Origin of the sequence: Nocardioides caeni, assembly GCF_004912195.1 — a bacterium.
Taxonomy (GTDB): Bacteria; Actinomycetota; Actinomycetes; order Propionibacteriales; family Nocardioidaceae; genus Nocardioides; species Nocardioides caeni.
Map to the genome: position 1 here is coordinate 1 of NZ_STGW01000019.1, position 22,106 is coordinate 22,106.

21 protein-coding genes are annotated in these 22,106 nt (G+C 72.4%); 10 read left to right on the forward strand and 11 right to left on the reverse strand.

Annotated features, from left to right (window positions below):
• Positions 1-40: 40 nt before the first annotated feature.
• The 3 genes from E9934_RS17945 to E9934_RS17955 all read right to left on the reverse strand — a co-directional run bounded on the left by E9934_RS17945 (position 41) and on the right by E9934_RS17955 (position 2,730).
• Positions 41-766, reverse strand: coding sequence for an ABC transporter permease (locus E9934_RS17945; RefSeq protein WP_136564281.1), 726 nt, complete (start codon positions 764-766; stop codon positions 41-43).
• Positions 763-1,758 (reverse strand): ATP-binding cassette domain-containing protein, encoded by a 996-nt coding sequence (locus tag E9934_RS17950; RefSeq protein WP_202977378.1) that lies wholly within the window; start codon positions 1,756-1,758, stop codon positions 763-765. Before E9934_RS17950 ends, E9934_RS17945 begins: the two co-directional genes overlap by 4 nt.
• Before the next feature lie 78 nt (positions 1,759-1,836).
• Positions 1,837-2,730: a carbon-nitrogen hydrolase family protein gene (locus E9934_RS17955; RefSeq protein ID WP_158295059.1), complete on the reverse strand. Its 894-nt coding sequence runs from the start codon at positions 2,728-2,730 to the stop codon at positions 1,837-1,839.
• A 238-nt stretch (positions 2,731-2,968) separates the two neighbouring features.
• Here E9934_RS17955 and E9934_RS17960 point away from each other — a divergent pair, with 238 nt between their 5' ends.
• Genes E9934_RS17960 through E9934_RS17970 form a run of 3 tightly spaced genes read left to right on the forward strand, consistent with a single transcriptional unit; the run spans position 2,969 to position 5,406 of the window.
• Positions 2,969-3,502: a Dps family protein gene (locus E9934_RS17960; RefSeq protein ID WP_136564283.1), complete on the forward strand. Its 534-nt coding sequence runs from the start codon at positions 2,969-2,971 to the stop codon at positions 3,500-3,502.
• 60 nt (positions 3,503-3,562) lie between these two features.
• A complete protein-coding gene (locus tag E9934_RS17965; protein WP_136564284.1) occupies positions 3,563-4,780 on the forward strand; it encodes a cytochrome P450 in 1,218 nt (405 codons plus the stop codon).
• Positions 4,777-5,406 carry a TetR/AcrR family transcriptional regulator gene (locus E9934_RS17970; protein ID WP_136564285.1) on the forward strand — a complete coding sequence of 210 codons (630 nt, stop codon included), beginning with the start codon at positions 4,777-4,779 and terminating at the stop codon, positions 5,404-5,406. Before E9934_RS17965 ends, E9934_RS17970 begins: the two co-directional genes overlap by 4 nt.
• Here E9934_RS17970 and E9934_RS17975 read toward each other — a convergent pair.
• Together E9934_RS17975 and E9934_RS17980 are read right to left on the reverse strand one after the other, a co-directional pair.
• Positions 5,376-6,659, reverse strand: coding sequence for an MFS transporter (locus E9934_RS17975; RefSeq protein ID WP_136564286.1), 1,284 nt, complete (start codon positions 6,657-6,659; stop codon positions 5,376-5,378). The two genes, E9934_RS17970 and E9934_RS17975, sit on opposite strands and share 31 nt — an antisense overlap.
• A gap of 107 nt (positions 6,660-6,766) precedes the next feature.
• A complete protein-coding gene (locus tag E9934_RS17980; protein ID WP_136564287.1) occupies positions 6,767-8,305 on the reverse strand; it encodes a hypothetical protein in 1,539 nt (512 codons plus the stop codon).
• A gap of 175 nt (positions 8,306-8,480) precedes the next feature.
• On the opposite strand from E9934_RS17980, the gene E9934_RS17985 reads away from it, so the two are divergent.
• From E9934_RS17985 to E9934_RS18000, 4 genes are all read left to right on the forward strand, one after another.
• A complete protein-coding gene (locus E9934_RS17985) occupies positions 8,481-8,849 on the forward strand; it encodes a YciI family protein (protein WP_136564288.1) in 369 nt (122 codons plus the stop codon).
• Complete coding sequence (locus E9934_RS17990; protein WP_136564289.1) at positions 8,846-10,057, forward strand: RNA polymerase sigma factor; 1,212 nt, start codon at positions 8,846-8,848, stop codon at positions 10,055-10,057. Before E9934_RS17985 ends, E9934_RS17990 begins: the two co-directional genes overlap by 4 nt.
• Before the next feature lie 48 nt (positions 10,058-10,105).
• Complete coding sequence (locus E9934_RS17995; RefSeq protein ID WP_136564290.1) at positions 10,106-12,091, forward strand: M3 family metallopeptidase; 1,986 nt, start codon at positions 10,106-10,108, stop codon at positions 12,089-12,091.
• A 153-nt stretch (positions 12,092-12,244) separates the two neighbouring features.
• The gene (locus E9934_RS18000) at positions 12,245-13,060 is read left to right on the forward strand and encodes a PadR family transcriptional regulator (RefSeq protein ID WP_202977379.1); all 816 of its coding nucleotides are present in this window, start codon (positions 12,245-12,247) and stop codon (positions 13,058-13,060) included.
• A 94-nt stretch (positions 13,061-13,154) separates the two neighbouring features.
• Here E9934_RS18000 and E9934_RS18005 read toward each other — a convergent pair whose 3' ends face one another.
• Both E9934_RS18005 and E9934_RS18010 read right to left on the reverse strand, forming a co-directional pair.
• Positions 13,155-14,282 (reverse strand): YncE family protein, encoded by a 1,128-nt coding sequence (locus E9934_RS18005; protein WP_136564291.1) that lies wholly within the window; start codon positions 14,280-14,282, stop codon positions 13,155-13,157.
• Entirely contained in the window at positions 14,275-14,856 is a 582-nt protein-coding gene (locus tag E9934_RS18010; RefSeq protein ID WP_136564292.1) for a SigE family RNA polymerase sigma factor, read from the reverse strand. The genes E9934_RS18005 and E9934_RS18010 overlap by 8 nt, the downstream gene beginning before the upstream one ends.
• A 134-nt stretch (positions 14,857-14,990) precedes the next feature.
• Between E9934_RS18010 and E9934_RS18015 the strand changes: the two genes are divergently transcribed.
• Positions 14,991-16,337: a hypothetical protein gene (locus tag E9934_RS18015; RefSeq protein WP_136564293.1), complete on the forward strand. Its 1,347-nt coding sequence runs from the start codon at positions 14,991-14,993 to the stop codon at positions 16,335-16,337.
• A 188-nt stretch (positions 16,338-16,525) separates the two neighbouring features.
• Here E9934_RS18015 and E9934_RS18020 read toward each other — a convergent pair whose 3' ends face one another.
• The 4 genes from E9934_RS18020 to E9934_RS20515 all read right to left on the reverse strand — a co-directional run bounded on the left by E9934_RS18020 (position 16,526) and on the right by E9934_RS20515 (position 19,834).
• Positions 16,526-17,626, reverse strand: coding sequence for a serine/threonine-protein kinase (locus E9934_RS18020; protein ID WP_136564294.1), 1,101 nt, complete (start codon positions 17,624-17,626; stop codon positions 16,526-16,528).
• A 227-nt stretch (positions 17,627-17,853) separates the two neighbouring features.
• Complete coding sequence (locus E9934_RS18025) at positions 17,854-18,786, reverse strand: GNAT family N-acetyltransferase (protein WP_136564295.1); 933 nt, start codon at positions 18,784-18,786, stop codon at positions 17,854-17,856.
• A gap of 175 nt (positions 18,787-18,961) precedes the next feature.
• Positions 18,962-19,516, reverse strand: coding sequence for a YceI family protein (locus E9934_RS18030; protein WP_136564296.1), 555 nt, complete (start codon positions 19,514-19,516; stop codon positions 18,962-18,964).
• Positions 19,517-19,702: 186 nt separating this feature from the next.
• Positions 19,703-19,834: a hypothetical protein gene (locus E9934_RS20515; RefSeq protein ID WP_275106650.1), complete on the reverse strand. Its 132-nt coding sequence runs from the start codon at positions 19,832-19,834 to the stop codon at positions 19,703-19,705.
• Between the two features lie 234 nt (positions 19,835-20,068).
• On the opposite strand from E9934_RS20515, the gene E9934_RS18035 reads away from it, so the two are divergent.
• The gene (locus E9934_RS18035; RefSeq protein ID WP_136564297.1) at positions 20,069-20,332 is read left to right on the forward strand and encodes a hypothetical protein; all 264 of its coding nucleotides are present in this window, start codon (positions 20,069-20,071) and stop codon (positions 20,330-20,332) included.
• 11 nt (positions 20,333-20,343) lie between these two features.
• Positions 20,344-22,106: glutamine--fructose-6-phosphate transaminase (isomerizing) (glmS, locus tag E9934_RS18040; protein WP_136564318.1), on the forward strand; the 1,763-nt coding region annotated here is incomplete at its 3' end.

Below are 22,106 nucleotides of genomic sequence, written 5' to 3' on the forward strand. Positions count from 1 at the left end.
AAAAAACGGCGGGGGCATGCCGCCGGTGTTGCCGAAGAGCTCACGGGNGCTCGGCGTTCTGCATCGGCCAGGCCTCCGGCGGGGGCATGCCGCCGGTGTTGCCGAAGAGCTCACGGGAGGCCTGGGTGAGCGTGGAGACCGGGTTCCACTCCACGATCGTGCGGAGCACGCCGCTGAACGACTCGGTCGGCACGAACGCATTGGAGACGAAGGTCAGCGGCATGATCACGATGAACGAGGCGTTGTTGATGACCTCGACGCTGGGGACCAGCAGTCCGACCCAGGCCATCACCCAGCTGATCGCGTAGGCGAAGACCAGGAGCAGGGCGAAGCCGAGGATCGCGTCGACGAAGCCCTCCCGGATCCGCCAGCCGACCAGCAGACCGGTCAACGCCATGATCACCAGTGACAGCACGTTGTAGACGACGTCGGAGGTCGTGCGACCGACCAGGACCGCGGACGGTGACATCGGCAGCGACCGGAAGCGGTCGATGATGCCCTTCTGCATGTCCTCGGCCAGCCCCGCTCCGGTGAACGTCGCGCCGAAGACGACGGTCTGGGCGAAGATGCCGGCGATCAGCCACTCCTTGTAGTTGACGCTGCCGCCGGGGTCGATCGCACCGCCGAAGACGAACGCGAAGAGCAGCACGAACATGATCGGGCTGACCAGGACGAAGACGAGCACCTCCGGCACCCGCTTGATCTTGATCAGGTTGCGCTGGGCGACGACCCAGCCGTCGGTGAGGGCCTGCACGGTCGAGCTCACTTGGCGGCCTCCTCGGCCTCGGTCTGGCTGGGGGCGGGGGGATCGGCGTCCTCGGCCGCGTGGCCGGTCAGGGTCAGGAAGACGTCGTCGAGGGTCGGCCGCCGCAGGCCGGCGTCGAGCACCGTGACGGCGTCGCGCTGGAAGCCCTGAAGCACGGTCAACAGGTCGGCGGCCCGGCCCGAGACGGCGGCCGTCAGCTCACGGCCGTTGTCACCGACGATCACCTCGCCGACGGCGACCTCGCCGAGGATCCGGACGGCGGCCTGTTGGTCCTCGACGTCGGCGAGCACGACCTCGATCCGCTCGCCTCCGGTCTGGGCCTTCAGCTCGTCGGCGGTGCCACGGGCGATCGCCCGACCCTGGTCGATGACGACGATGTCGTCGGCGAGCCGGTCGGCCTCCTCGAGGTACTGCGTCGTCAGCAGCAGTGTCGCGCCGCCGCTCACGAGCTCGCGGATGACGTCCCACATCTGCTGACGGCTGCGCGGGTCGAGGCCGGTGGTCGGCTCGTCGAGCACGAGCACCGGCGGCGAGGCGACCAGGGCGCCGGCGAGGTCGAGCCGTCGCCGCATGCCGCCGGAGTAGGTCTTGGCCGGTCGGTCGGCGGCATCGGTCAGGTCGAAGCGCTCGAGCAGCTCGCGCGCCCGCTGCTGCGAGGCGGTCTTGCCGAGGTGATAGAGCCGGCCGACCATGACGAGGTTCTCGTAGCCGGTGAGGTGCTCGTCGACCGCGGCGTACTGCCCCGACAGCCCGATCTTGGCGCGCACGCCCGCCGGATCGGCGAAGACGTCGACCCCGGCGATGGTCGCGGTGCCGGCGTCGGGCTTGAGCAGCGTGGTCAGGCAGCGCACGGCCGTGGTCTTGCCTGCGCCGTTGGGACCGAGCAGGGCGAGGACCTTGCCCTCCGGGACCTCCAGGTCGAGCCCACGCAGGGCCTCGACGGTCTTGTAGCGCTTGACCAGTCCGGTCGCGCTGATCATGGGGGTGGTCATTCGGGGAGCCTCTCGTCGTCTTGAGCCCTGATTCTCTGAGCCTAGAGACCGCCACCGACACCCATTTTCATCGCGGTGTCAGTGACCGAGCACCTCCGCACGGGCGTAGTGGCCGGCCACGTCGAAGTACCTCTTGGCGGCGAGCGCCTCGCCGAGGTCGCAGCTCACGACGAGCATCTCCTCCTTGTCATACACCGGGCCGGCCACGACCTGACCGGTCGGACCGACCACGCAGACCCCGCCGCGCCCGAACACCTCCACGTCGTCGGGCAGGGGCATCGGGAAGTCGTCGGGGTAGGCGGACGCGGGGAGGTACTGCGGCACCGAAACGACGAAGGCGCCGGCCTCGGTCGCGAGGTACTGCATCGCCGCCTGCCAGCGGTGACTGTCGTCGGCCGTCGGGGCGAGCCAGATCTGTGGCCCCCCTTCGTGGATCCGCCACCGGGCGAGCGGCATCCAGTTCTCCCAGCAGATCAGGCCGCCGACGCGTGCGCCGCCGGGCAGGGCGACCACGTCCAGGTCGTCGCCCGCGCCCTGCCCATGGAACACCCGCTCGTGCATGGTCGGCATCAACTTGCGATGACGGAGCAGGACGCCGCCGGGCCCGACGACCAGGAGCGTGTTGTACAGGGTGCCCGGCCGAGCATCGATCCGCTCGTTGACCCCCACCGCCACGTGGATGCCCAGCTCGGCGCAGGTCACGGCGAGGGCCTGCACGATCGGACCGCCGACGTCGACGGCCGAGTCCCACATCCGTGCGTACAACTCCTCGGCGCCGTCGGTCCAGGTGGTCGCGCGGTGCGCCCACGTGCCACTCGGGTAGAGGGAGAAGTAGGCCTCGGGGAAGACGACGAGGTCGGCGCCACGAGCGGCCGCCTCGCGCAGCAGGCCGATCGTCTTGGCCAAGGTCGCCTCGGCATCGAGGATCACGGGCGTCGCCTGGACGGCGGCGACGGTCAGGACGCCCTTCACCGGAAACTCGGGACGCGGCCGACGCGGCCGACGCGGCAGGGGGTGTGGGAGGGTGTGGTCATGATCCGACTGTGACCCCCCGTGGCCTCGGTGACCAGTCCAGGAAATGGACCGACGGCAGGGGTCAGGCAAGGCTCACTTGTCTTGAACCATTCAAGGAAAGGTGTTTGAGTGGTCTCACTGATCCGATCGGATCGCCGCCCCGAGGCGGACCATCCAGCGAAAGGGAGCACCACCCATGGCGACCACCGCGACCCGCCACCGCACCGAGAAGCACGTCTCGCACCCCGTCTTCCGCGCCGACGCGACTTTCGCCGGCCACCTCCAGCAGCTGCTGGTCGATCTCAACGACCTCGCCCTGCAGGGCAAGCAGGCGCACTGGAACATCGTCGGCCCCAACTTCCGCGACCTGCACCTTCAGCTCGACGAGATCATCGACGACGCTCGTAACTACTCCGACGAGGTCGCCGAGCGCATGCGCGCCGTCTACGTGATCCCCGACGCGACGTCGGCCCGTGTCGCCGCCCAGACCAGCCTCCCGGCCTTCCCGCTGGGCGAGGTCGCCACGGGCGATGCGATCGACGCCATCGTGGCCTCGATCTTCGCGGTCGTCGGCACGGCCCGCGAGATCCACGACGACATCGACGCCGCCGACCCCACGACGGCCGACCTGCTGCACACGATCATCGAGCGCCTCGAGCAGCTCGCGTGGCTGACCGACGCCGAGCGTCGTACGCCGGGCAACTCCGACCCGGCGCCGATCCAGGCCTGACCTGCGGCGCCTCGACCGACGATGCTGGACAGATATGCCGTCGTGTCTCATTATTGAGGCATGACGGCGGATCTGTCTCACGCCGCCTATCTCCCCGGCGGCGGGGAGGCGTGGCGAGCCCCGTGGGCCTCCTACGCGGCGCTGCGCGACCGCGACCCCGTGCACCACGTGGTGCCGGAGGGCCGTCCGCAGCACGACTACTACGTGCTCTCCCGGCACGCCGACGTGCTCGACGCGGCGGTCGACGTCGCGACCTTCTCCAGCAGTCGCGGCCTGACGGTGGAGTACGACGAGCTCGAGCGGATCGGCCTCGTCGACAACCCGCCGTTCGTGATGACCGACCCGCCCGTCCACACCACCTTCCGCAAGCTGGTCGCCCGCGGGTTCACCCCGCGTCAGGTCCGCGAGCTCGAGCCGGTCGTGCGCTCCTTCGTGATCGAGCGGCTCGCCCAGCTCCGTGAGGCGGGCGGCGGCGACGTGGTGGTGGAGCTCTTCAAGCCGCTGCCCAGCCTGGTCGTCGGCCACTACCTCGGCGTCCCCGCCGAGGACCGGGCCCGCTTCGACGAGTGGAGCGGCGCCATCGTCGCCGCCAACGTGGCGGGCGAGGGTGCCGCCGCGGCGGCATCGGCGGCGGACGCGACCATGGAGCTGATGGGCTACTTCTCCGAGCTCGTCGAGCGGCGTCGCGTCGAGCCCGGCGACGACACCGTGTCCCAGCTGGTCGGCGCCGACGTCGACCTGCTGGAGATCCTCGCCTTCGTGTTCACCATGGTCGCCGGTGGCAACGACACCGCGACCGGCGCCCTCGGCGGGGCGGTCCAGCTGCTCGCCGCCCGGCCCGACCAGCGCGCCCTGCTCGCTGCGGATCCCGGGCTGCTGCCGGACGCGGTCGAGGAGTTCCTGCGGCTCACCTCCCCCGCCCAGTGCCTGGCGCGCACGGCGACCCGCGACGTGGAGCTGCACGGTGTCGTCGTACCCGCGGGGCGCAAGGTACTCCTGCTCTATGGCGCCGGCAACCGCGACCCGCGCCGCTACGGTCCCGACGCCGACGAGCTCGACGTCACCCGTCGCCCGAGCCAGATCCTCAGCTTCAGTCAGGGCCACCACCACTGCCTGGGGGCGGCCGCTGCTCGCCTGCAGATCCGGGTCGCGCTCGAGGAGCTGCTGGCCGCGATCCCCGACTTCACCGTCGACGAGGACGCCATGGCCTGGGCGCCGGGCCCCTACGTCCGCCGTCCGCTCACCCTCCCGATGTCCGTGGTGGGGGTGCCGTCGTGACCGACTGGGCCGATCGCCGTACCCCCGCCGTGGAGCGGATCCTCGACGCCGCCGGTGAGCTCTTCGCCGAGCACGGTGTCACGGGGGTCACCGGTGTCGCCATGGCCGATGTCGCGGTCGCCGCGGGCTGCTCGCGGGCGACGCTCTATCGCTACTTCCCGGACCGGGCCGCCCTCGACCGGGCGTTCGTGCAGCGCGAGGCGCTGCGCGTCGGGGGACTCGTGGCCGCCGACCTCGCCGCCGTCCCGCGTGCCGACGCCGTCACCGAGGGGGTCCTGGCCTCCCTGCACCACGTCCGCGCGGCGCCCGCGCTGATGGCCTGGTTCGCCGACCCCACCGCCGGTCGTACGGCGGACCTGGCCGCCGAGTCCGAGGTGGTCGCCGCGCTCGGCCTGAGCGTGACCGACGACCCGGCCGCCGCACGCTGGCTGGTCCGCGTGATCGTGTCCCTGCTGACCGCCCCGGAGGCCGATGCCGCCGAGGAGCGAGCGCTCGTCGAGCGCTTCGTCGCGCCGGGCGTCCGGCTGAGCCCGTCGTCCCGGACGGATCGGTCGTCATTTCGCCCCGAACACGACCGATCCGCACGGGACGACGCTCAGGAGCGGGCAGCGGTGGTCACCCGGTAGCGCACGAACGACGGCACGGCGAGAGCCGCGACGACGACCAGCACCACGACCAGCAGGCCACCACCGGCGGCGGCGACCGCCGTACCGACCATGGCGGCCGACGCACCGTGGGCGACGTCGGCGATCCGGGGACCGCCGGCGACGACGACGATGAAGATGCCCTGCAGGCGGCCGCGGACCTCGTCGGTCGCCGCGCTCTGCAGCATCGAGGTCCGGAAGGCCGCCGAGGCCATGTCGGCGGCGCCACCGACGATGAGCATCAGCACGGCGATCACCAGCCACAGCCGCGCGGCGTCGGGGGCCGCGTCGGCGAAGCCGACCGCGACGCCGAAGCCGACCATCGCCAGGCCCCACACGACGATGCACCAGATCACGGCCTTGCCCTGCGCGGAGATCCGCGAGACCCAGCCGGAGAACACGCCGCCGAGCACGGCGCCCGCGGGGATGCCGGCGAAGAGCACCGCGAACGCCAGGCCGCCCTCCTCCGGGCCGAGGAAGCTCTCGTGGGCGATCTCCGGGAAGAGGGCCCGGGGCATCCCGAACAGCATCGCGATGATGTCGACGACGAAGGACATCAACAGCACCGGCTGCGTGCGCAGGTAGGTGAACCCCTCCACGACCGAGCGCAGCCCGGGCGTGCCGGTCGCGCCCTCGACCGGCAGCGACGGGAGCCGGATGACCGCCCAGAGCGTGGCGAGGAGGCAGATGGCATCGGCGAGATAGAGCCACGAGTAGCCGACGACCGGGATCAGGGCACCCGCCACCAGCGGACCGCCGATGGCGCCGGCCTGGAAGACCGTCATGTTGAGCGAGTTCGCCGCCGGGAGCAGGTCGGACTCCACCAGCCGCGGCAGGACGGCGGAGCGCGTCGGCTGGTTCACCGCGAAGAACGCCTGCTGCACGGAGAAGAGGCACAGCAGCAGCCACACGTTGGTGTTGCCCATCGCCGCCTGCAACCAGAACAGGGCCGCGGTGACGATCAGCCCGGTCGTCGTCACCCGCAGGATCGTGCGCCGGTCGAAGTGGTCGGCCAGCGCCCCGCCCCACAGGCCGAACACGATGAGCGGCACGAGGCCGAAGACACCGGTCAGGCCGACGTACGCCGACGAGTCGGTGTCGGCGTAGATCTGGGCCGGGACGGCCACGACCGTCAGCTGGGCGCCGATGACGGTGATGATGTTGGCGGTCCACAGCCGCCGGAAGTAGGGGTTCTGCAGCGGCCGGGTGTCGGCCAGCAGACCCCTGAGACTCACCGACGCAGCCTACGAAGCGCGGCCGGGTCGGCGGGAATCAGCGGAAGCCCCCGCCAGGTCCGCACAGAGGTTTCGAGGCCACTCGCTCGTTCCTCGCTCGCGGCACCTCAACCACCGACGGGCGGCCAGCAGTAGCGGTGGTGCGGGATCTTGTCGAAGGTGGTGGTGTCCCAGCCGTAGCCGGTGACGACGTCGCCGACCACCTCGGCGGCGCGGGTGATCGAGCCGAGGAGTCCGCGGTCGAGGGCGCTCTGGGCCGAGACGGGCTCACGCAGCGCCACCCCGACGTGGAGCTGCGACTGCAGCACCTCGCGCTCGTAGGCCGCCCACCGCTCGCGGCCGGCCACGTAGTCCGGTGCGTCGCGGTGCACCACGACGATGCGGGAGCCGCCCCGGAAGCGCTTGCGCATCTCCCCGTCGGCGGCCGGTTCCTTCTCCGCGCCGGTCGTCGTGACGTGGGCGGTGCCGCCGATGATGTTGCTCGGCTGGTCCTGCGTGACCTGGGCGCTGTAGCAGTCGGCGGGTCGCACCCCCACGATCGAGAGGTACGACGCCAGCAGCTCGCTGCCCGTCAGCGGCAGGTAGGGGAAGGGCGACGGGATGATCGGCCGCTTGTCGCCGCGCGGTGCGACGACCTTGCGGATCGCGCCCCAGTTGAGCACCGTGACATGGACGTCGGCGGCCGGGACGACCTGCAGCGGCGCGGCGGCCTGCATCCGGGCGAGCGCACCGGCCGCGGTGCCGGCGGGATGGAGGGCGAGCACGCCCGTGACGCCCACCAGCACGTGCGGCGTGCTCGACTCGTCGCCACCGCTCTGGGCGTCGACGGCGATCTGGCGGGCGATGCCCAGGCACTGCTCGGGGCCGAGGTCGGCCTGGCGGAACAGCTCGACGCCGAGGTCCTCGTCGAGGACCGATGGCTCGCCGGGGCGGCGGGCGGCCCAGGTGACGCGGGCGTCGAAGCCGGCGACCTCAGCCGGCGGAGCGGGCGGCAGGGTGGCCGTCGCGGCGTGCGCGATCTCCCACTCGACGACGGCCGCGTTGCCGATGCCGAAGCCGCCGGGCACGTGGTCGGGGACCCGCGCGTCGCCGTACACGAGGTCGGGACGGCCCGCCAGGCCGGACGTGCCGAGCCACGCGCAGAGCTCCTCGACGGCGCGCTTGCGGTCGGTCGCGATCCGGGTGAGGACGACGGGGCTCCGCCCCTCCGCGAGGTACGGCGTGCGCGCCTCCTCGCGCTGGGCGAGCTCGTGCGCGGCCTGCTCGGCGGGGTGGCCGCTGACGGCCGGGGCAGGTGGCGCGGGCGCGCTGCCCCTGCCGAAGCTGGCGCGCAGGGCCTGCTTGAAGTCGGCGCCGAAGTCGACGGTCGTCAGTCGTTCCGCGGACGGCAGGGGGCCGTAGAGATGCTCGCCGGCGGGGCCGAGCAGGGCGCGACGTCCCGTCTCGGCGGCGATCGCGTCGTCGGTCGCCTGCGCGGCGCGCGCCATCGCCTCCTCGTAGGTCGCCCGCTGCTCCGGCGTGGACGCGGCCAGCTGCTCCTCGGTCAGCTGCCCGCCGTTGGCCATCGCCTGCTGGCTGGCGGCCAGGCCTTGCCGGATGGCGTCGGGGCTGAGGGCCTGCCCGATCTGCTTCAGCTTCTTGAACACCCTGCGAGGGTCCTCCCGGACCGGGGGCGGGGGCAACGGTCGGCGGGGTGGTGAGACCACGTTGACACCCCGGGGAAACTTTTTCGCCGAGGGCTGTCGTATCGGTCGTCGGCCGTTCGTGGTGAGGTTGAGAGGGCGGCCGGACGAGTCGCCCGCCACCTGAAGGAGATGTCCCATGGCGCAGTACCTGATGTCGGTCCACGGCAACGAGGAGGAGTACGCGAAGGTCCCCGAGGACCAGTGGCCCGAGATGTTCGCCGCGGTCGAGGCGTTCAACCAGCAGCTGCAGAGCGACGGCGTGTGGGTGTTCGCCGGCGGCCTGCAGGGCGCCGAGACCGCCACCGTCGTCGACGCGAGCGGCGACGCGCCCGTGATCACCGACGGTCCCTACCTGGAGACCAAGGAGCACATCGGCGGCTTCTGGGTCATCGAGGTCCCCGACCTCGACGCCGCGCTGCGCTACGCGACCGCCGGCTCCCAGGCCTGCCAGGGCAAGGTCGAGGTCCGTCCCTTCCAGGGCGAGCCGGAGACGCCCGAGGCGTGAGCTCCGGGGCCGCGGGCGTCGAGCGGGTCTTCCGCGAGGAGTACGGCCGGCTCATCGCCTCCCTCACGCGGCGCTTCGGCGATCTCGACATCGCCGAGGACGCCGCGGGGGAGGCGCTGGTCGTCGCGCTCGAGCGCTGGCCCGTCGACGGCGTCCCGCCCAACCCCGGCGCGTGGCTGATGACCACGGCCGGCAACCGGGCGATCGACCGGCTCCGTCGCGACAAGCTCCGCGATCCCAAGCACCAGGCGGCCGCGATGATCCACGACCCCACTCCCCACGAGCCCACCGGCGTCGTCGCCGACGACCGGCTGCGGCTCCTCTTCACCTGCTGCCATCCCGCGCTCGCCCCCGAGGCGCGGATCGCGCTGACCCTGCGGATGCTCGGCGGGCTCACCGTCGCCGAGATCGCCGCCGCCTTCCTCGTCCAGGAGACGACGATGGGGCAGCGGATCACCCGCGCCAAGGCCAAGATCAAGGGCGCCCGCATCCCCTACCGCGTGCCCGAGGCCGACGACCTGCCCGAGCGGGTCGGCGCCGTCCTCGCCGTGGTGATGCTGATCTTCAACGAGGGCTACCTCGCCAGCGGCGACGGCGAGCCGGTGCGGGCCGAGCTGACCGCCGAGGCGATCCGGCTGGCGCGGCTGCTGCACGCGCTGCTGCCCGGCGACCTCGAGACCACCGGGCTGCTGGCGCTGCTCCTGCTCACCGAGTCGCGTCGCCTCGCCCGCGTCCGCGGCGGCGAGCTGGTGCCCCTCGACGAGCAGGACCGCGGCGGCTGGGACCGCGCGCTCATCGCCGAGGGCCACGCCCTCGTCCGCGCCTGTCTGGCCGCCGACCGCCCCGGCCGCTACCAGATCCTCGCCGCCGTCAACGCCGTGCACACCGACGCCCCGACGGCCGCCGCCACCGACTGGTCCCAGGTCGCCGCGCTCTATGACCAGCTCACCCGGCTCGACCCGTCCCCGATCGTCGCGCTCAACCGGGCCGTCGCCGTCGCCGAGCTCGACGGACCCGAGGTCGCCCTCGCGATCGTGGAGCGGCTGCCGCTCGACGGCTACCACGCGTGGCACGCCACTCGCGCCGACCTACTGCGGCGGCTCGGGCGCAGCGCCGATGCCCGCGCACAGTACGACGCCGCGCTCGCCTGCTGCGACAACACCGCCGAGGCGTCGTACCTCCGGAGGAAGCGGGGCGAGCTCGTCTGACCGTCCTGGTCGTCCGGAAGGTCCGGACCGTCCTGACAGACTGACTGCATGACGCGTGCGCCCCTCCCTCTGCCGGCTGCCAGCGACGAGTGGGCGGGGTGGCTGCGCGAGCGCACGGCGACCGAGCTCGCGCGGGCGACGGCGCTGGTCGACGAGCTGCGGACCGCGCCGCCGGCCGACCCGATCGCGGTGCTGCGTCAGTGGGACCGGGCCGGTGGCCATCTCGGCAATGTCGCGGCGGCCGGCTCGCTGTTCGGCAACGTCCACCCCGACGCGGAGGTCCGTGGGATCGCGGATGGCGCCGAGCAGGAGGCGTCGCGGCTGGCGACCCAGTGGAGCCTGGACCGCGGCCTCTTCGACGTCTTCGCGCACCTCGACGACGACGCGGTCGCCGCCGATCCGCTGGCTGCTCGGATCCTCGACAAGGTCCGCGCCGACTTCCGCCGCTCCGGCGTCGACAAGGACGACGCGACCCGGGCGCGGATCACGGAGATCCGCGACCGGCTGACCGAGCTCGACCAGGAGTTCAGCCGCGTCACCCGTGAGGACGTGCGCACGATCCGGGTCACGCCCGCCCAGCTCGACGGCCTGCCGGCCGACTGGCTCGAGGCCCACCCCGCGGAGGACGACGGCCTCGTCACCGTGACGACCGACTATCCCGACGCGGTGCCGGTGCGGATGTTCGCGCGCGACGCCGGCGTCCGGCACGACATGACGGTGGCGTTCCTGGAGCGGGGCTGGCCCACGACCGAGCCGCTGCTGACCGAGATGTTCGCGTTGCGCCACGAGCTCGCCACGACGGTCGGCTACGCCGACTGGGCGTCGTACGACGCCGACGTGAAGATGATCAAGCACGGCCCGGCGATCCCCGAGTTCATCGACCGGATCACGGCGGCCGCCGAGGAGCCGATGCGCCGCGACCTCGAGCAGCTGCTGGAGCGCTATCGCCGCGACGTCCCGGACGCCGACGTCGTGCCGCTCGCCGACTACAACCACTACGCCGAGTTGGTGCGCTCCGAGGCCTACGACGTCGACAGCCAGCGGGTGCGCACCTACTTCGACTTCGTCAAGGTCCGCCAGGGCCTGCTGGAGGTGACCGGCCGACTGTTCGGGCTGCGCTACGAACCGTGCGACGTCGCGGAGGTCCCGGTATGGCACGAGGACGTGACGGCGTACGACGTCCTGCGGGTTTCGAGGCTCGCTGGCGCTCACACCTCAACCAGCGAGTCTCCCGAGAGGATCGGGCGGATCTACCTCGACCTCCACCCGCGCGAGGGCAAGTACAAGCACGCCGCGCAGTTCACGCTCACCGACGGCGTGGCGGGCGTGCAGGCGCCGGAGGGCGTGCTGGTCTGCAACTTCTCCCGCGGGCTGATGGAGCACGACCACGTCGTGACGCTCTTCCACGAGTTCGGCCACCTGCTGCACCACGTGCTGGCCGGTCAGGGGGAGTGGTTCCGCTTCGCCGGCGTCGCGACCGAGTGGGACTTCGTCGAGGCGCCCAGCCAGATGCTCGAGGAGTGGGCGTGGGACGCGAGCGTCCTGCAGACCTTCGCCACCGACGCCGACGGCGAGGCGATCCCGGCGGAGCTGGTGCGGGCGATGCTCGCGGCCGACGACTACGGCAAGGGGATCTTCGCGCGCACGCAGATGTTCTATGCCGCGATGTCCTACCACTTCCACGCGGACCGGGCCCTGCCCACCGCCGAGGTACCCGACCTGACCGACCGGATGATCGAGCTGCAGGCCCGCTACGGCGCCCTGCCCTACCTCGAGGGCACCCACATGTTCGCCAGCTTCGGCCACCTCGGCGGCTACAGCTCGGCCTACTACACCTACATGTGGTCGCTCGTGATCGCGAAGGACCTCTTCAGCGCCTTCGACCCCTCGGACCTCTTCGCCCCCGCGGCCGCCGACCGCTACCGCGACCGCGTCCTCGCCCGAGGCGGTGAGGCCGATGCCGCGGACCTGGTCGCCGACTTCCTCGGTCGCCCGTTCGCCTTCGACGCGTACGCCGCCTGGCTGGCGCGCTGAGGGAGCTTCACCGGCCGGCCGGTGAAACTCCCTTGTGCGGGCCCAGTATTCGACGTACAGTAACGATATATCGCGAAACGATCACGAATCATCACGCGATATCCCGATCACTGACAGGGCCCACGAGGTCCGGAACGAGAAGGAGGTCCCACGATGGGACGCCAGCACATGAACTTCGACAACTTCAACGACGCCAGCGACGACGGCCGGTTCGGGCCGGGCGGCCCGCGCGGCCCCCGTGGCGGCGGGCAGCGCCGGCAGCGCGGCGGCTTCGGTCCCGGCGCCGGTGGCCCCGGCGGATGGGCGCAGTGGGGTGACCCGCGCGGCCACCGCGGTGGTCCGGGTGGGCCGGGCGTGCCGCCGCCGTGGGTGGCCGGCCTGTTCGGCATGGGTCGTCCGGAGGGGGAGCGGGGGCCGCGCGTACGACGCGGCGACGTCCGCTCAGCCATCCTCGACATCCTGCGCGCCGCCGGCGAGCGGGAGGAGACCGCCAACGGTTACCAGGTGATCCAGCAGATCACCGAGCGCAGCGGCGGCGTGTGGAAGCCGAGCCCCGGCTCGGTCTACCCGACGATCCAGCAGCTCCAGGACGAGGGTCTCGTCGAGGAGGCGGCCGAGTCGGACGCCACCAGCCGCCGCGGCCTGCGACTCACCGCCGCCGGCGCCGCCTGGTGCGGCGAGCACGACAACGAGCTCGCCGCCGTGTGGCGGCCGTTCGATCGGCGCCGCGAGGCCGTCGAGGCCGCTGATGGGTCCGAGGCCGGCGGTCACGCCGACCTCAAGGCCGAGATCGGCCAGGTCATGGGGGCGGTGTGGCAGATCGTCACGGCCGGCTCCGACACCCAGCGGCAGGCCGCCATCGACGTCCTCGTCGAGGCGCGCCGCAGCCTCTACGGCATCCTCGCCGACGGCCCCCATCCGGCGTCCGGCGAGACCGACAAGAGCGACGGGAGCGACGACGACGCCTGACCGGCGACCGTCGTACGACGACACGGCCCGGCCCGGAGGAGATCCCTCCGCGCCGGGCTGGTGTCGTTGCTGGTGTCGTTGCTGGTGTCGTGGCTCAGGGAGTCCGTCCCGGCAGCAGCAGCTCGACACCGGCGGCCCACCCGTCCACCTGCCGGTCCTCGCACGCGCCGTCGGGCCGGCACCGGCGCACGGTCCCGTCGGGGCCGCGGCCGACCAGGTTGCCGTCGGGCGTCCACACGCTCCACACGTCGATGTCGCGCAGCCGGGCCCCGGGCACGTCGAGGCTGCGCCGGATCTCGCCGTCGCCGGTGTCCTCGAGGGAGAACCCGTCGCGCAGGAACAGGTACTCCCCGTCGGGCGACAGCGACGGCGTGACGCCCACGTCGAAGCGGTGCGCCACGTCCCCGGTGGCCGGGTCATACAGGAACGACAGGTGACCGCGGGTGCCCAGCACGTACCGGTCGCCGTCGGCGACGGGAAGGTAGTCGACCGTCGTCGCCGCGCCGGAGCGCCAGTCGACGCTGACGCCGACGTCCGCGTTCGTCGCCAGGTGCACCCACGGGTCACCCAGCGCCCCGACGTCGGCGGTGAGCTCGTCGACGTCCTCGACGCTGGTGAGCGGGTTGCGGACGTCGGCCAGCGAGGTGTCGGTGCCGACGTCCCACACGTGGATCCGCTGACCGCCCTCCACCTCCTCCACCCACGCGACGTGCGGGGTCTCGAGGTCGCCGACGAGGGTGACCACTCCGGAGGGGATGCTGAGCTGGCGGAGGCTGCCGTCGGGACGCACGAGCACGAAGGCCCGATCGCCCGGGTCGCCGGCCTCCTCCACCGCCTGATGGCGTACGACGACGCCCGCCGAGGTGGCGGTGAGCGCCGCGATCCCGCCGTCGATCGTGATCGTGCGGTCGCCGATCGTCAGCCGGTCGCCGGCCGCCCAGCTCCCCCAGGCGTCGTACGCCGACTGGTCGGCCGCACTCACCGGCGGCAGCACGACGCGGTCGGGGCCGGTGATCCCGGCGCCGCGCGGGCCGCCGCTCCCGGTCGCCACGGCCGAGACCACCACAACGGTCGCGACGGCTGCGGCGGCGGCGATCGTCGTACCGACGCGGCGGCGGGAGCGGATCGAGCGTCCCCGGCCGAGGATCCGTGCGGCGTCGGGAGGTGGGACGTCGAGGTCGTCGACGCTGCGGTGGAGCAGGTCGGAGAGCTGCTCAGCCATGGTGTCCTCCCAGGGCATTCGAGGCGTTCGAGGCGGTCGCGGTGGTGTCGGCGAGGTCCTCGCCGAGGAGCCCGCGCAGGCGGGCGAGGGCGTCGGAGGTCTGGCTCTTCACGGTGCCGGTCGAGATGCCCAGCGTGGCGGCGGTGTCCTGCACCGAGAGGTCGTCATAGAAGCGGAGCACGACGACGGCACGCTGTCGCGGCGGCAGCTGCGCCAGGGCGCCGACCACGGCGGACCGCTCACCGACCTCACGGCCGTGATCGGTCGCCGCGGCCCGCTCGGGGATCACGGCCGTCGGCCGCTCCGAGCGTGTCGAGGAGCGGCGGAACCAGCTGGTCGCCCCGTTGACGACCGCCTTGCGCGCATAGCCCCACGCGGCCCCCGTGTCGTGCAGCCGGTGCCAGCGCGCGAAGGTCGCGGCGAGCGCCGTCTGGGTGAGGTCCTCGGCCATGCCGTGGTCGCCGGTGAGGAGGTACGCCGTGCGATAGAGCGAGGGCCAGGCCGCCTCGACGAGCGCGCTGAACTCCTCCTCCGGGCCGTGCCCCGGGGCGGACCGTGACGGTCGGGAGGTCATCCGGCCATCCTCTCGTGATCATGCGACGCGGGCTGCTGGGACGAGCCCGTTGCAGGAAGGACGCATGAGGGCGTGCCGCGGTTGGGTGTCGGACGGAATCCGTCGTGCCGGGCAGGGGACATAGGCTCTTGCCCGTGCCTGCCCGCTCCCTCGCCGTCCTCGCCTCCGGCGCGGTCACGCTCGCCTGGCTGACCCTGGCCACGGGCTTCGCCGCTGAGGCCGCCGCTCCCTCGGCGCCCGTCGACCTGGGCGGCGAGCGCCTGCCCGGCGGCGACGCCAGCACCGACGCCGCCGCGCCGACCGACCTGGACCCCGGACTGTGGCAGGCGACGCTGGCCCCGGACTACACGCAGTACTTCACCTACGAGCGCCGCATCAAGGACAGCCGGGTGCACGTCGGAGTCCTCGGCGCCCCGCAGGGAGCCTCGTCCGACGGCATCCGCGTGGTCGCCGAGGTCGAGGACGACGGGTCGACGACGACCTGCGGCGACGAGGACGACAGCGCCGAATACAGCGTCCCGCAGGCCGTCATCGGCGCCGCCCTCGTCGTCGGCGACGAGTCCGGCAGCACGGGCGACACCTGCCGCGGCGCCGGCACGATCGCGATCCAGGTGACCCGCGGCTACGGCTCCCCGACCACCGACCTCCCCTATGTCATCAAGGTCGTCGAGGAGGCGCCCTCCGCGGCGCTGCCCGCCGACGCGGAGCCCGAGGACCAGCCGTCGTACGACGTGCCCGAGCCGGTCGACGCCAGCGAGGTCGACGGCGCCGCATCCTTCGAGGACGCGCCCGAGCTCGACGCCCGCGACGGCGCGGTCACCGTCAGCACGACCATGACCGAGGGCACGGAGGTGCTCTGGAAGGTCCCGCTCGCGTGGGGGGACCTGCCCGTGGTGCGCGTCGACGTGCCCTGGGCGACGGGCGGCGACGAGGAAACCTTCTCGTCCAGTGGGCCGGACCTGACGCTGCACCTGGTCGACCCTCTTCGCGCCCGCCTGCGCTACGTCGCCTCCGGCTCCGAGGACTCCTCGACCGGTCAGTACCGCGCCCGGCCCGAGGACGAGACCGCCGACGGCACCGTGCTCGTCGCCTCGGGCTTCGGCGTCAGCCAGGTCAACGGCCGCACCCCCGGCGACCACTGGGTGTCGCTGGCCGTCGCGCCACCCCCCGAGGACCGCGACCCGGTCGACATCCCCGTGGAGGTCACGGTCCAGGTGGCGCCCGGCGACGAGGCCGAGCCTGCCTACAACTCCGCCGTGCTCTCGCAGGACGACGGCGCCGGCCCCGAGGGCTACGACCCGAGCGAGCCGTTCCTCGTCGCCGACGGCGTGTTCGCGGCCGTCGCCTCCGGCAACCCGGTCGTCGCGAGCGACGAGGACGACGCCTGGCTCGACGGCCGGCGGTGGGCGGGCCTCGGCATCGCCGCGCTCAGCATCGCCTGCCTGGCCGGCGGCGTGGTCCGGCTCCGCGCCCGACGCTGACGTCGCTGGTCGAGGAACCCCGCGAGGAACGAGCGGGCGTATCGAGACGCGGTGCGATGCTGCCGGGACCGGCCCGGTGGGGTGCTTCGGCTGCGGGCGTCTCGATACGCGGCCCGCTGGCGCTCGCCTGCTACTCGACGACCGACGGGGACCCTGCGCTCGCTCCTCGATGACTCGGGAGCGGCTGATCAGCCCAGCAGCAGGAAGAGCGCGACCAGCAGGCCGACGACGCCGGCGCCGAGCAACAGCCACGCGTCGAGCGGTGCGCTGGTCCGCGCGCCCTGCGGGGCCGGGATGTCCGGTCGCGTCGGGGAGTACGGCGACACGGCACCCGGCGGTGGCGGCAGCACCGCCGTGGCGGGCCGGAGCGTCGGTGCGGGTGCGCGCGGCGGCGGTGGCGGATGGGCCGCCGTCGGCAGGTGGGAGGGGGACGGTTCGGGGGTGTCGGCGTACTCCTCCGGGACCGTGAGGTCGTCCGCCAGCGCCGGGTCGTCCCAGCGCGCGACCAGCGACCGCAGGGCGGGGTGGGCGAGCAGTGCGGCCGCGGTGGGCCGCTGCGCGGGGTCGGGCGCCGTCGTCGCCGCGACCAGGTCGAGGATCGCGTCGTGCTCGGGTCGACCCGAGCGCAGCCCGGCGATGTCGACCGGCGGCGGCGGTCCGTCGCCGGGCGGACGCTGACCGGTGAGCATCTCGAGGATCACGACACCGAGGGCATAGATGTCGGCGGCGGGCGCGGGGTCGGCGCCGTGATACTGCTCCGGCGCCATGTAGCCCGGCGTCCCGATGATCATCGCGACATGGGTCAGCCGCGGCTCGTCGCTGGGCACCGCGATCCCGAAGTCGGTGAGGCGCAGGTGCGGCCGGCCGGTGCCGGTCGGCTCCAGCAGCAGGTTGCCCGGCTTGATGTCGCGGTGCACGATGCCCGCGGCGTGGACGGCTTCGAGCGCCTGCAGGGTCTGATCGGTGAGCGCGGCGATCCAGCGCGGCGGGAGCGTCCCACCGGCCCGCTTGACCAGCCCGGAGACCGATCCGCCGCGCACGAGCGGCATCGTGAAGAGCACGCGGTCGTCGACGCCCGCCCACGACTGCGGGGTCACGACATGGGTGTGGTCGATGCGCACCGACTGCTCGCGCACGAAGCGCAGCAGCATCGCGGCGTCCGCCTGCCGCAGCATCTTCGCGGCCTTGATGTCGCCGGCGGTGTGGTCGTGGACCCGCCACACCGTCCCCATCCCGCCTGCGGCGATGGGGTCGAGCAGCTCATAGCGTCCCGCGAACACCTCGCCCATGCGGGCAGCCTAGTTGGCGACGTCGTTCCTGTCGGCCGTCGAGTAGCCCGCGAGCGAGCTCCCGTCGGTCGTCGAGTAGCCGCCGAGGGACGAGGCGGCGTATCGAGACGTCTGGCCGTGGTGCTGGACTGGGCCGGTCCGGCGTCCGGGTTGCGGGCGTCTCGATACGCGGCTCGCTGGCGCTCGCCTGCTACTCGACGAGCGAAGGGCGGCAACCACCCGGAGGGTCAGTCGAGGCGTATCGCCCGGTGCACCCAGACGGAGTCCACCTGCATGCCGACCCGCTCATAGAGCGAGAGGGCGCCGGTGCGGGAGTCGGTGGAGAGGGTGGAGGTGACAGCGCCGCGCTCGCGGCCGGCGGCGAAGGCGGCGACGAGGAGGGCCTGGGCCAGGCCGCGGTGGCGGTGGTCGGCGGCGACGGCGAGCCGGGAGACGTAGGTGTCGAGCGGCTGGCCGTCCCCGAGCGGGCTGGCGTTCCAGACGTTGGCGACGCCAGCGATCCGGCCGTCGGGGCCGGTGATGACCTGCAGGTGCCACGGTTCGAAGCCGCCGCGCTCCCACACCTGCGCGGCGAAGTCGCCGAGCGGTTGCCGCTCGCGGTCGGACCACTCGAGGAAGGCGTCCTCGGTGACGGTCCATACCTGCTCGTGGTCGGCGGGGGTCGCCTCCCGCAGCGCATAGCCGTCCGGCAGCGCGCGTTCGGCGATCGTGGCGCCCTCGGGCAGGCGGAGCACCCAGCTGGTCCAGCGCACCTCGTAGCCGAGCGACTGCATCAGCCGGTCGCCGGGCGCTCCTTCCGGGGCGGGCATCCCGACGATCCCCGCGCCGCGGGAGCGGGCGAGCTGCTGCACCCAGTGGGCGAGCCAGGTGCCGATCCCTCGGCCGCGGTACGACGGCAGGACCGCGGCGTCGTACCGCTCCTCGGCGACGAGCTCGGCGAAGGCGACGATCGTGCCGCCGTCGAGCACGGCGACGGAGCTGGCGCCGAGGTCGTAGGAGGGTCGGCGCCAGTCACCGAGGATGTCCTCCTCCTCGATCTCGACGGACCCGACGTCGTGGAGCTCCTGGGCGGCCATCACCTCGAAGACCGCGCGGGCATCGGCGGGCTCGAGCGGCCGGGCGGTCAGACCGTCGGGGAGGGGGGAGGAAAACGCAGCCACCCGGGGAGTCTGGACGACTCACCCGGGTGGGCGCAGGTGGTTTTCCTCGATGGTTGAGGTGCCGCGAGCGAGGAACGAGCGAGTGGCCTCGAAACCTCTGTGGTCACCTGTGCGAGGTGACCCCGGTGGTTTCGAGGCTCCTCGCTGGCGCTCGGAGCACCTCAACCAGCGGAACTCAGGCGTTCTTGATCGCCGAGATGTCGAACTCGAGCTTGATCTTCTCGGAGACGAGGACGCCGCCGGTCTCGAGCGCGGCGTTCCAGGTCAGGCCCCAGTCCTTGCGGTTGACGGTGACGTCACCCTCGAAGCCGACGCGAACGTTGCCGAAGGGGTCCTTCGCCGAGCCGTTCTCCTCGAACTCGATGGTGACCGGCTTGGTGATGCCCTTGATGGTCAGGTCGCCGGTGACGGACCACTCGTCGCCGTCGCGGCTGACCTCGGTGGAGACGAACGTCCACTCCGGGAACTGCGCGACGTCGAAGAAGTCGGCCGACTGCAGGTGGCCGTCGCGGTCGGCGCTACCGGTGCTCACGCTGGCGGGGTTGATGCTCAGGGTGACCGACGAGGCGGCGGGGTTGGCGGTGTCGATGTGGGCGGTGGCGTTCCAGTCGGCGAACTGGCCGCGGACCTTGGTGACGACCGCGTGGCGGGCGACGAAGCCGAGGCGGCTGTGGCTGACGTCGAGGGTGTAGTCGCCGGTGATGTCGGTGAGGGCGGTGGACTCGGTCATGAGGAACTCCTGGAGGTCGGTGGCTTGATCGTTGAACTGTCAACTATCTGCTGAACCAATGGTGACACGTCAACCATTCCGGGGCAAGGGGTGGCCCCGGTCACGTCCCGGCGGAACCGGGCCGCGGCTTCGGAAAAACGCAAGGAGGCCGCGCGCTGGTGCGGGCGGCCTCCTGAACTGCTGGGGTCAGGCTGCGCTGTGGAGGGTCGACGGCTGGCCGACCTCGATCCACACGGCCTCCATGCGCGTGCGGCCCTGCGGGTCGGTCACGGGGACCCAGCGCATCTCCAGGTGCGTGGTCATCTCGGCGTTGGTCATGGGACACCTCCTGTTCACCTTCTGTTCACCAAGGTAGCACGTCCCCCACTCCCGGGCCAGAAAAGGCCGGAAATGCCCGGGTCGTGCCCCACCTGATGCCGCGAATCATGCTCAGGGAGCGCCTCGGTGCTCCACTCGCGGAGGCCTGGTTGCACCGCAGGCGGAAAGCGCGGCATCTGCCCGATTTCGGGCAGGAACTTGAGAATCCGGGCCAGCGGGGTCACGCTCGTGCCTGTGTACGTCGATCCACACCTCGTCCGTCACGTGCGGGAGAGCGCGGGGCTGACCGCTGCCGAGGCCGAGCGGCTCATCGGCGACGTCCTCGCCTTCCACCACGAGACGGTGGAGGAGTGGGTCCGTCGTCGGCACCACGAGCTCCAGGGCACCGGCGCCCGCAACGCGGAGATCTTCACCCGCCTGCGGCACGAGCTGGACGGTCACGTGGTGACCGCTCCCGACCTCTCCGAGCGCCAGCTGCGCCGGATCATCTACGGATAGGACCAGAAACCATGTGCGGCATCGTCGGCTACATCGGCGCCCAGCAGGCGGCCCCCCTCCTCATCGAGGGGCTCGCGCGGCTCGAGCACCGCGGCTACGACTCGGCCGGGCTCGCCGTGGTCGGCAGCAGCGGACTGCGGACGGCGAAGCGCGCCGGTCGGGTCCGCGACCTCTCCGACGCGCTGCCCAAGCGCTTCGGCGGCAAGATCGGCATCGGTCACACCCGCTGGGCGACCCACGGTCCCGCCAACGACGTCAACGCGCACCCGCACGTCGACGCGGCCGAGCGGGTCGCCGTCGTGCACAACGGGATCATCGACAACGCCGCCGCGCTGCGCGCCGAGCTCGCCGACGCCGGCGTCGAGCTCGTGTCCGACACCGACACCGAGGTCCTCGCCCACCTCATCGCCGCGTCCACGGCCACCACCCTCGAGACCCGGGTCGCCGAGGCGCTCGGCCGCATCGACGGCACCTACGGCATCGCGGTCACCCACGCCGACTTCCCCGACCGCATCGTCGTCGCCCGCAACGGCAGCCCGCTGATCATCGGCGTCGGCGACAAGGAGATGCACATCGCCTCCGACCTCGCCGCCCTCGTGCGCTACACGACCACCGTCGCCCATCTCGACGACGGCGAGATGGCCACCGTGACGGCGGCCGGCTTCACGACCTACCGCCTCGAGCCGACGGGCCTGGCCGCCACCGACCGCCGTGCCAAGGAGGTCGAGATCGACCCCGCCGCCTATGAGGCGGGCGAGCACGACTCCTTCATGCACAAGGAGCTCCTCGAGCAGCCGGCCCGCGCCGAGGCCGTGCTCCGCGGCCGCACCGACGAGCGATTCGGGACCGGCCACCTCGGCGGTCTCAACCTCGACGCCCGGGAGCTGCGCGCGATCCGGCGCGTGAAGATCCTCGGATGCGGCTCGGCCTACTACGTCGGACAGATGGGGGCCAGCCTGATCGAGGAGCTCGCCCGGATCCCCGCGGACGCCGAGGCCGCGAGCGAGTTCCGCTATCGCAACCCGATCATCGAGCCCGACACCCTCTATGTCGCGGTCAGCCAGTCGGGGGAGACCATCGACACCCTGCTCGCCGTCCAGGAGGTACGACGCAAGGGCGGCTTCTGCATCGGGCTGGTCAACGTCGTCGGCTCCGCCATCGCCCGTGAGGTGGACGGCGGCATCTACCTGCACGCCGGTCCCGAGGTCGCGGTCGCGTCGACCAAGGCGCTGACCAACATGTTCCTCGCCTTCGGCCTGCTGTCGGTGCAGCTCGGGCGGGTCCGGGACCTGTCGATCGCCGACGGCAAGCGGCTGATCGCCGGCCTGGAGCGGATCCCCGGACAGATCGAGGACATCCTCGCGACCGAGCCTGCCCTGGCCGACGTCGCGAAGCGCCTGTCCGCTGCCGAGAGCCTCTTCTTCGTCGGCCGCGTGCGCGGCTTCCCCGTGGCGCGCGAGGGTGCTCAGAAGTTCAAGGAGATCAGCTACCGCCACGCCGAGGCCTACCAGACCAGCGAGCTCAAGCACGGCCCCCTCGCGCTGATCTCCACCGAGGTCCCGACGGTCGCGATCGTCCCCGACGACGAGCTGGTCGAGCGCAATGTCGCCGCCCTGCACGAGATCTCCGCCCGGGGCGGGCCGCTGACCGTGATCACCCACCCGTCCGTCGACCTGGGCGACCTGGCGGACCGGGCCGAGCGGATCGACGTACCGCGCAACGAGCGCGAGCTCGACCCCATCCTGCTGACCATCCCGCTGCAGGTGCTCGCCTA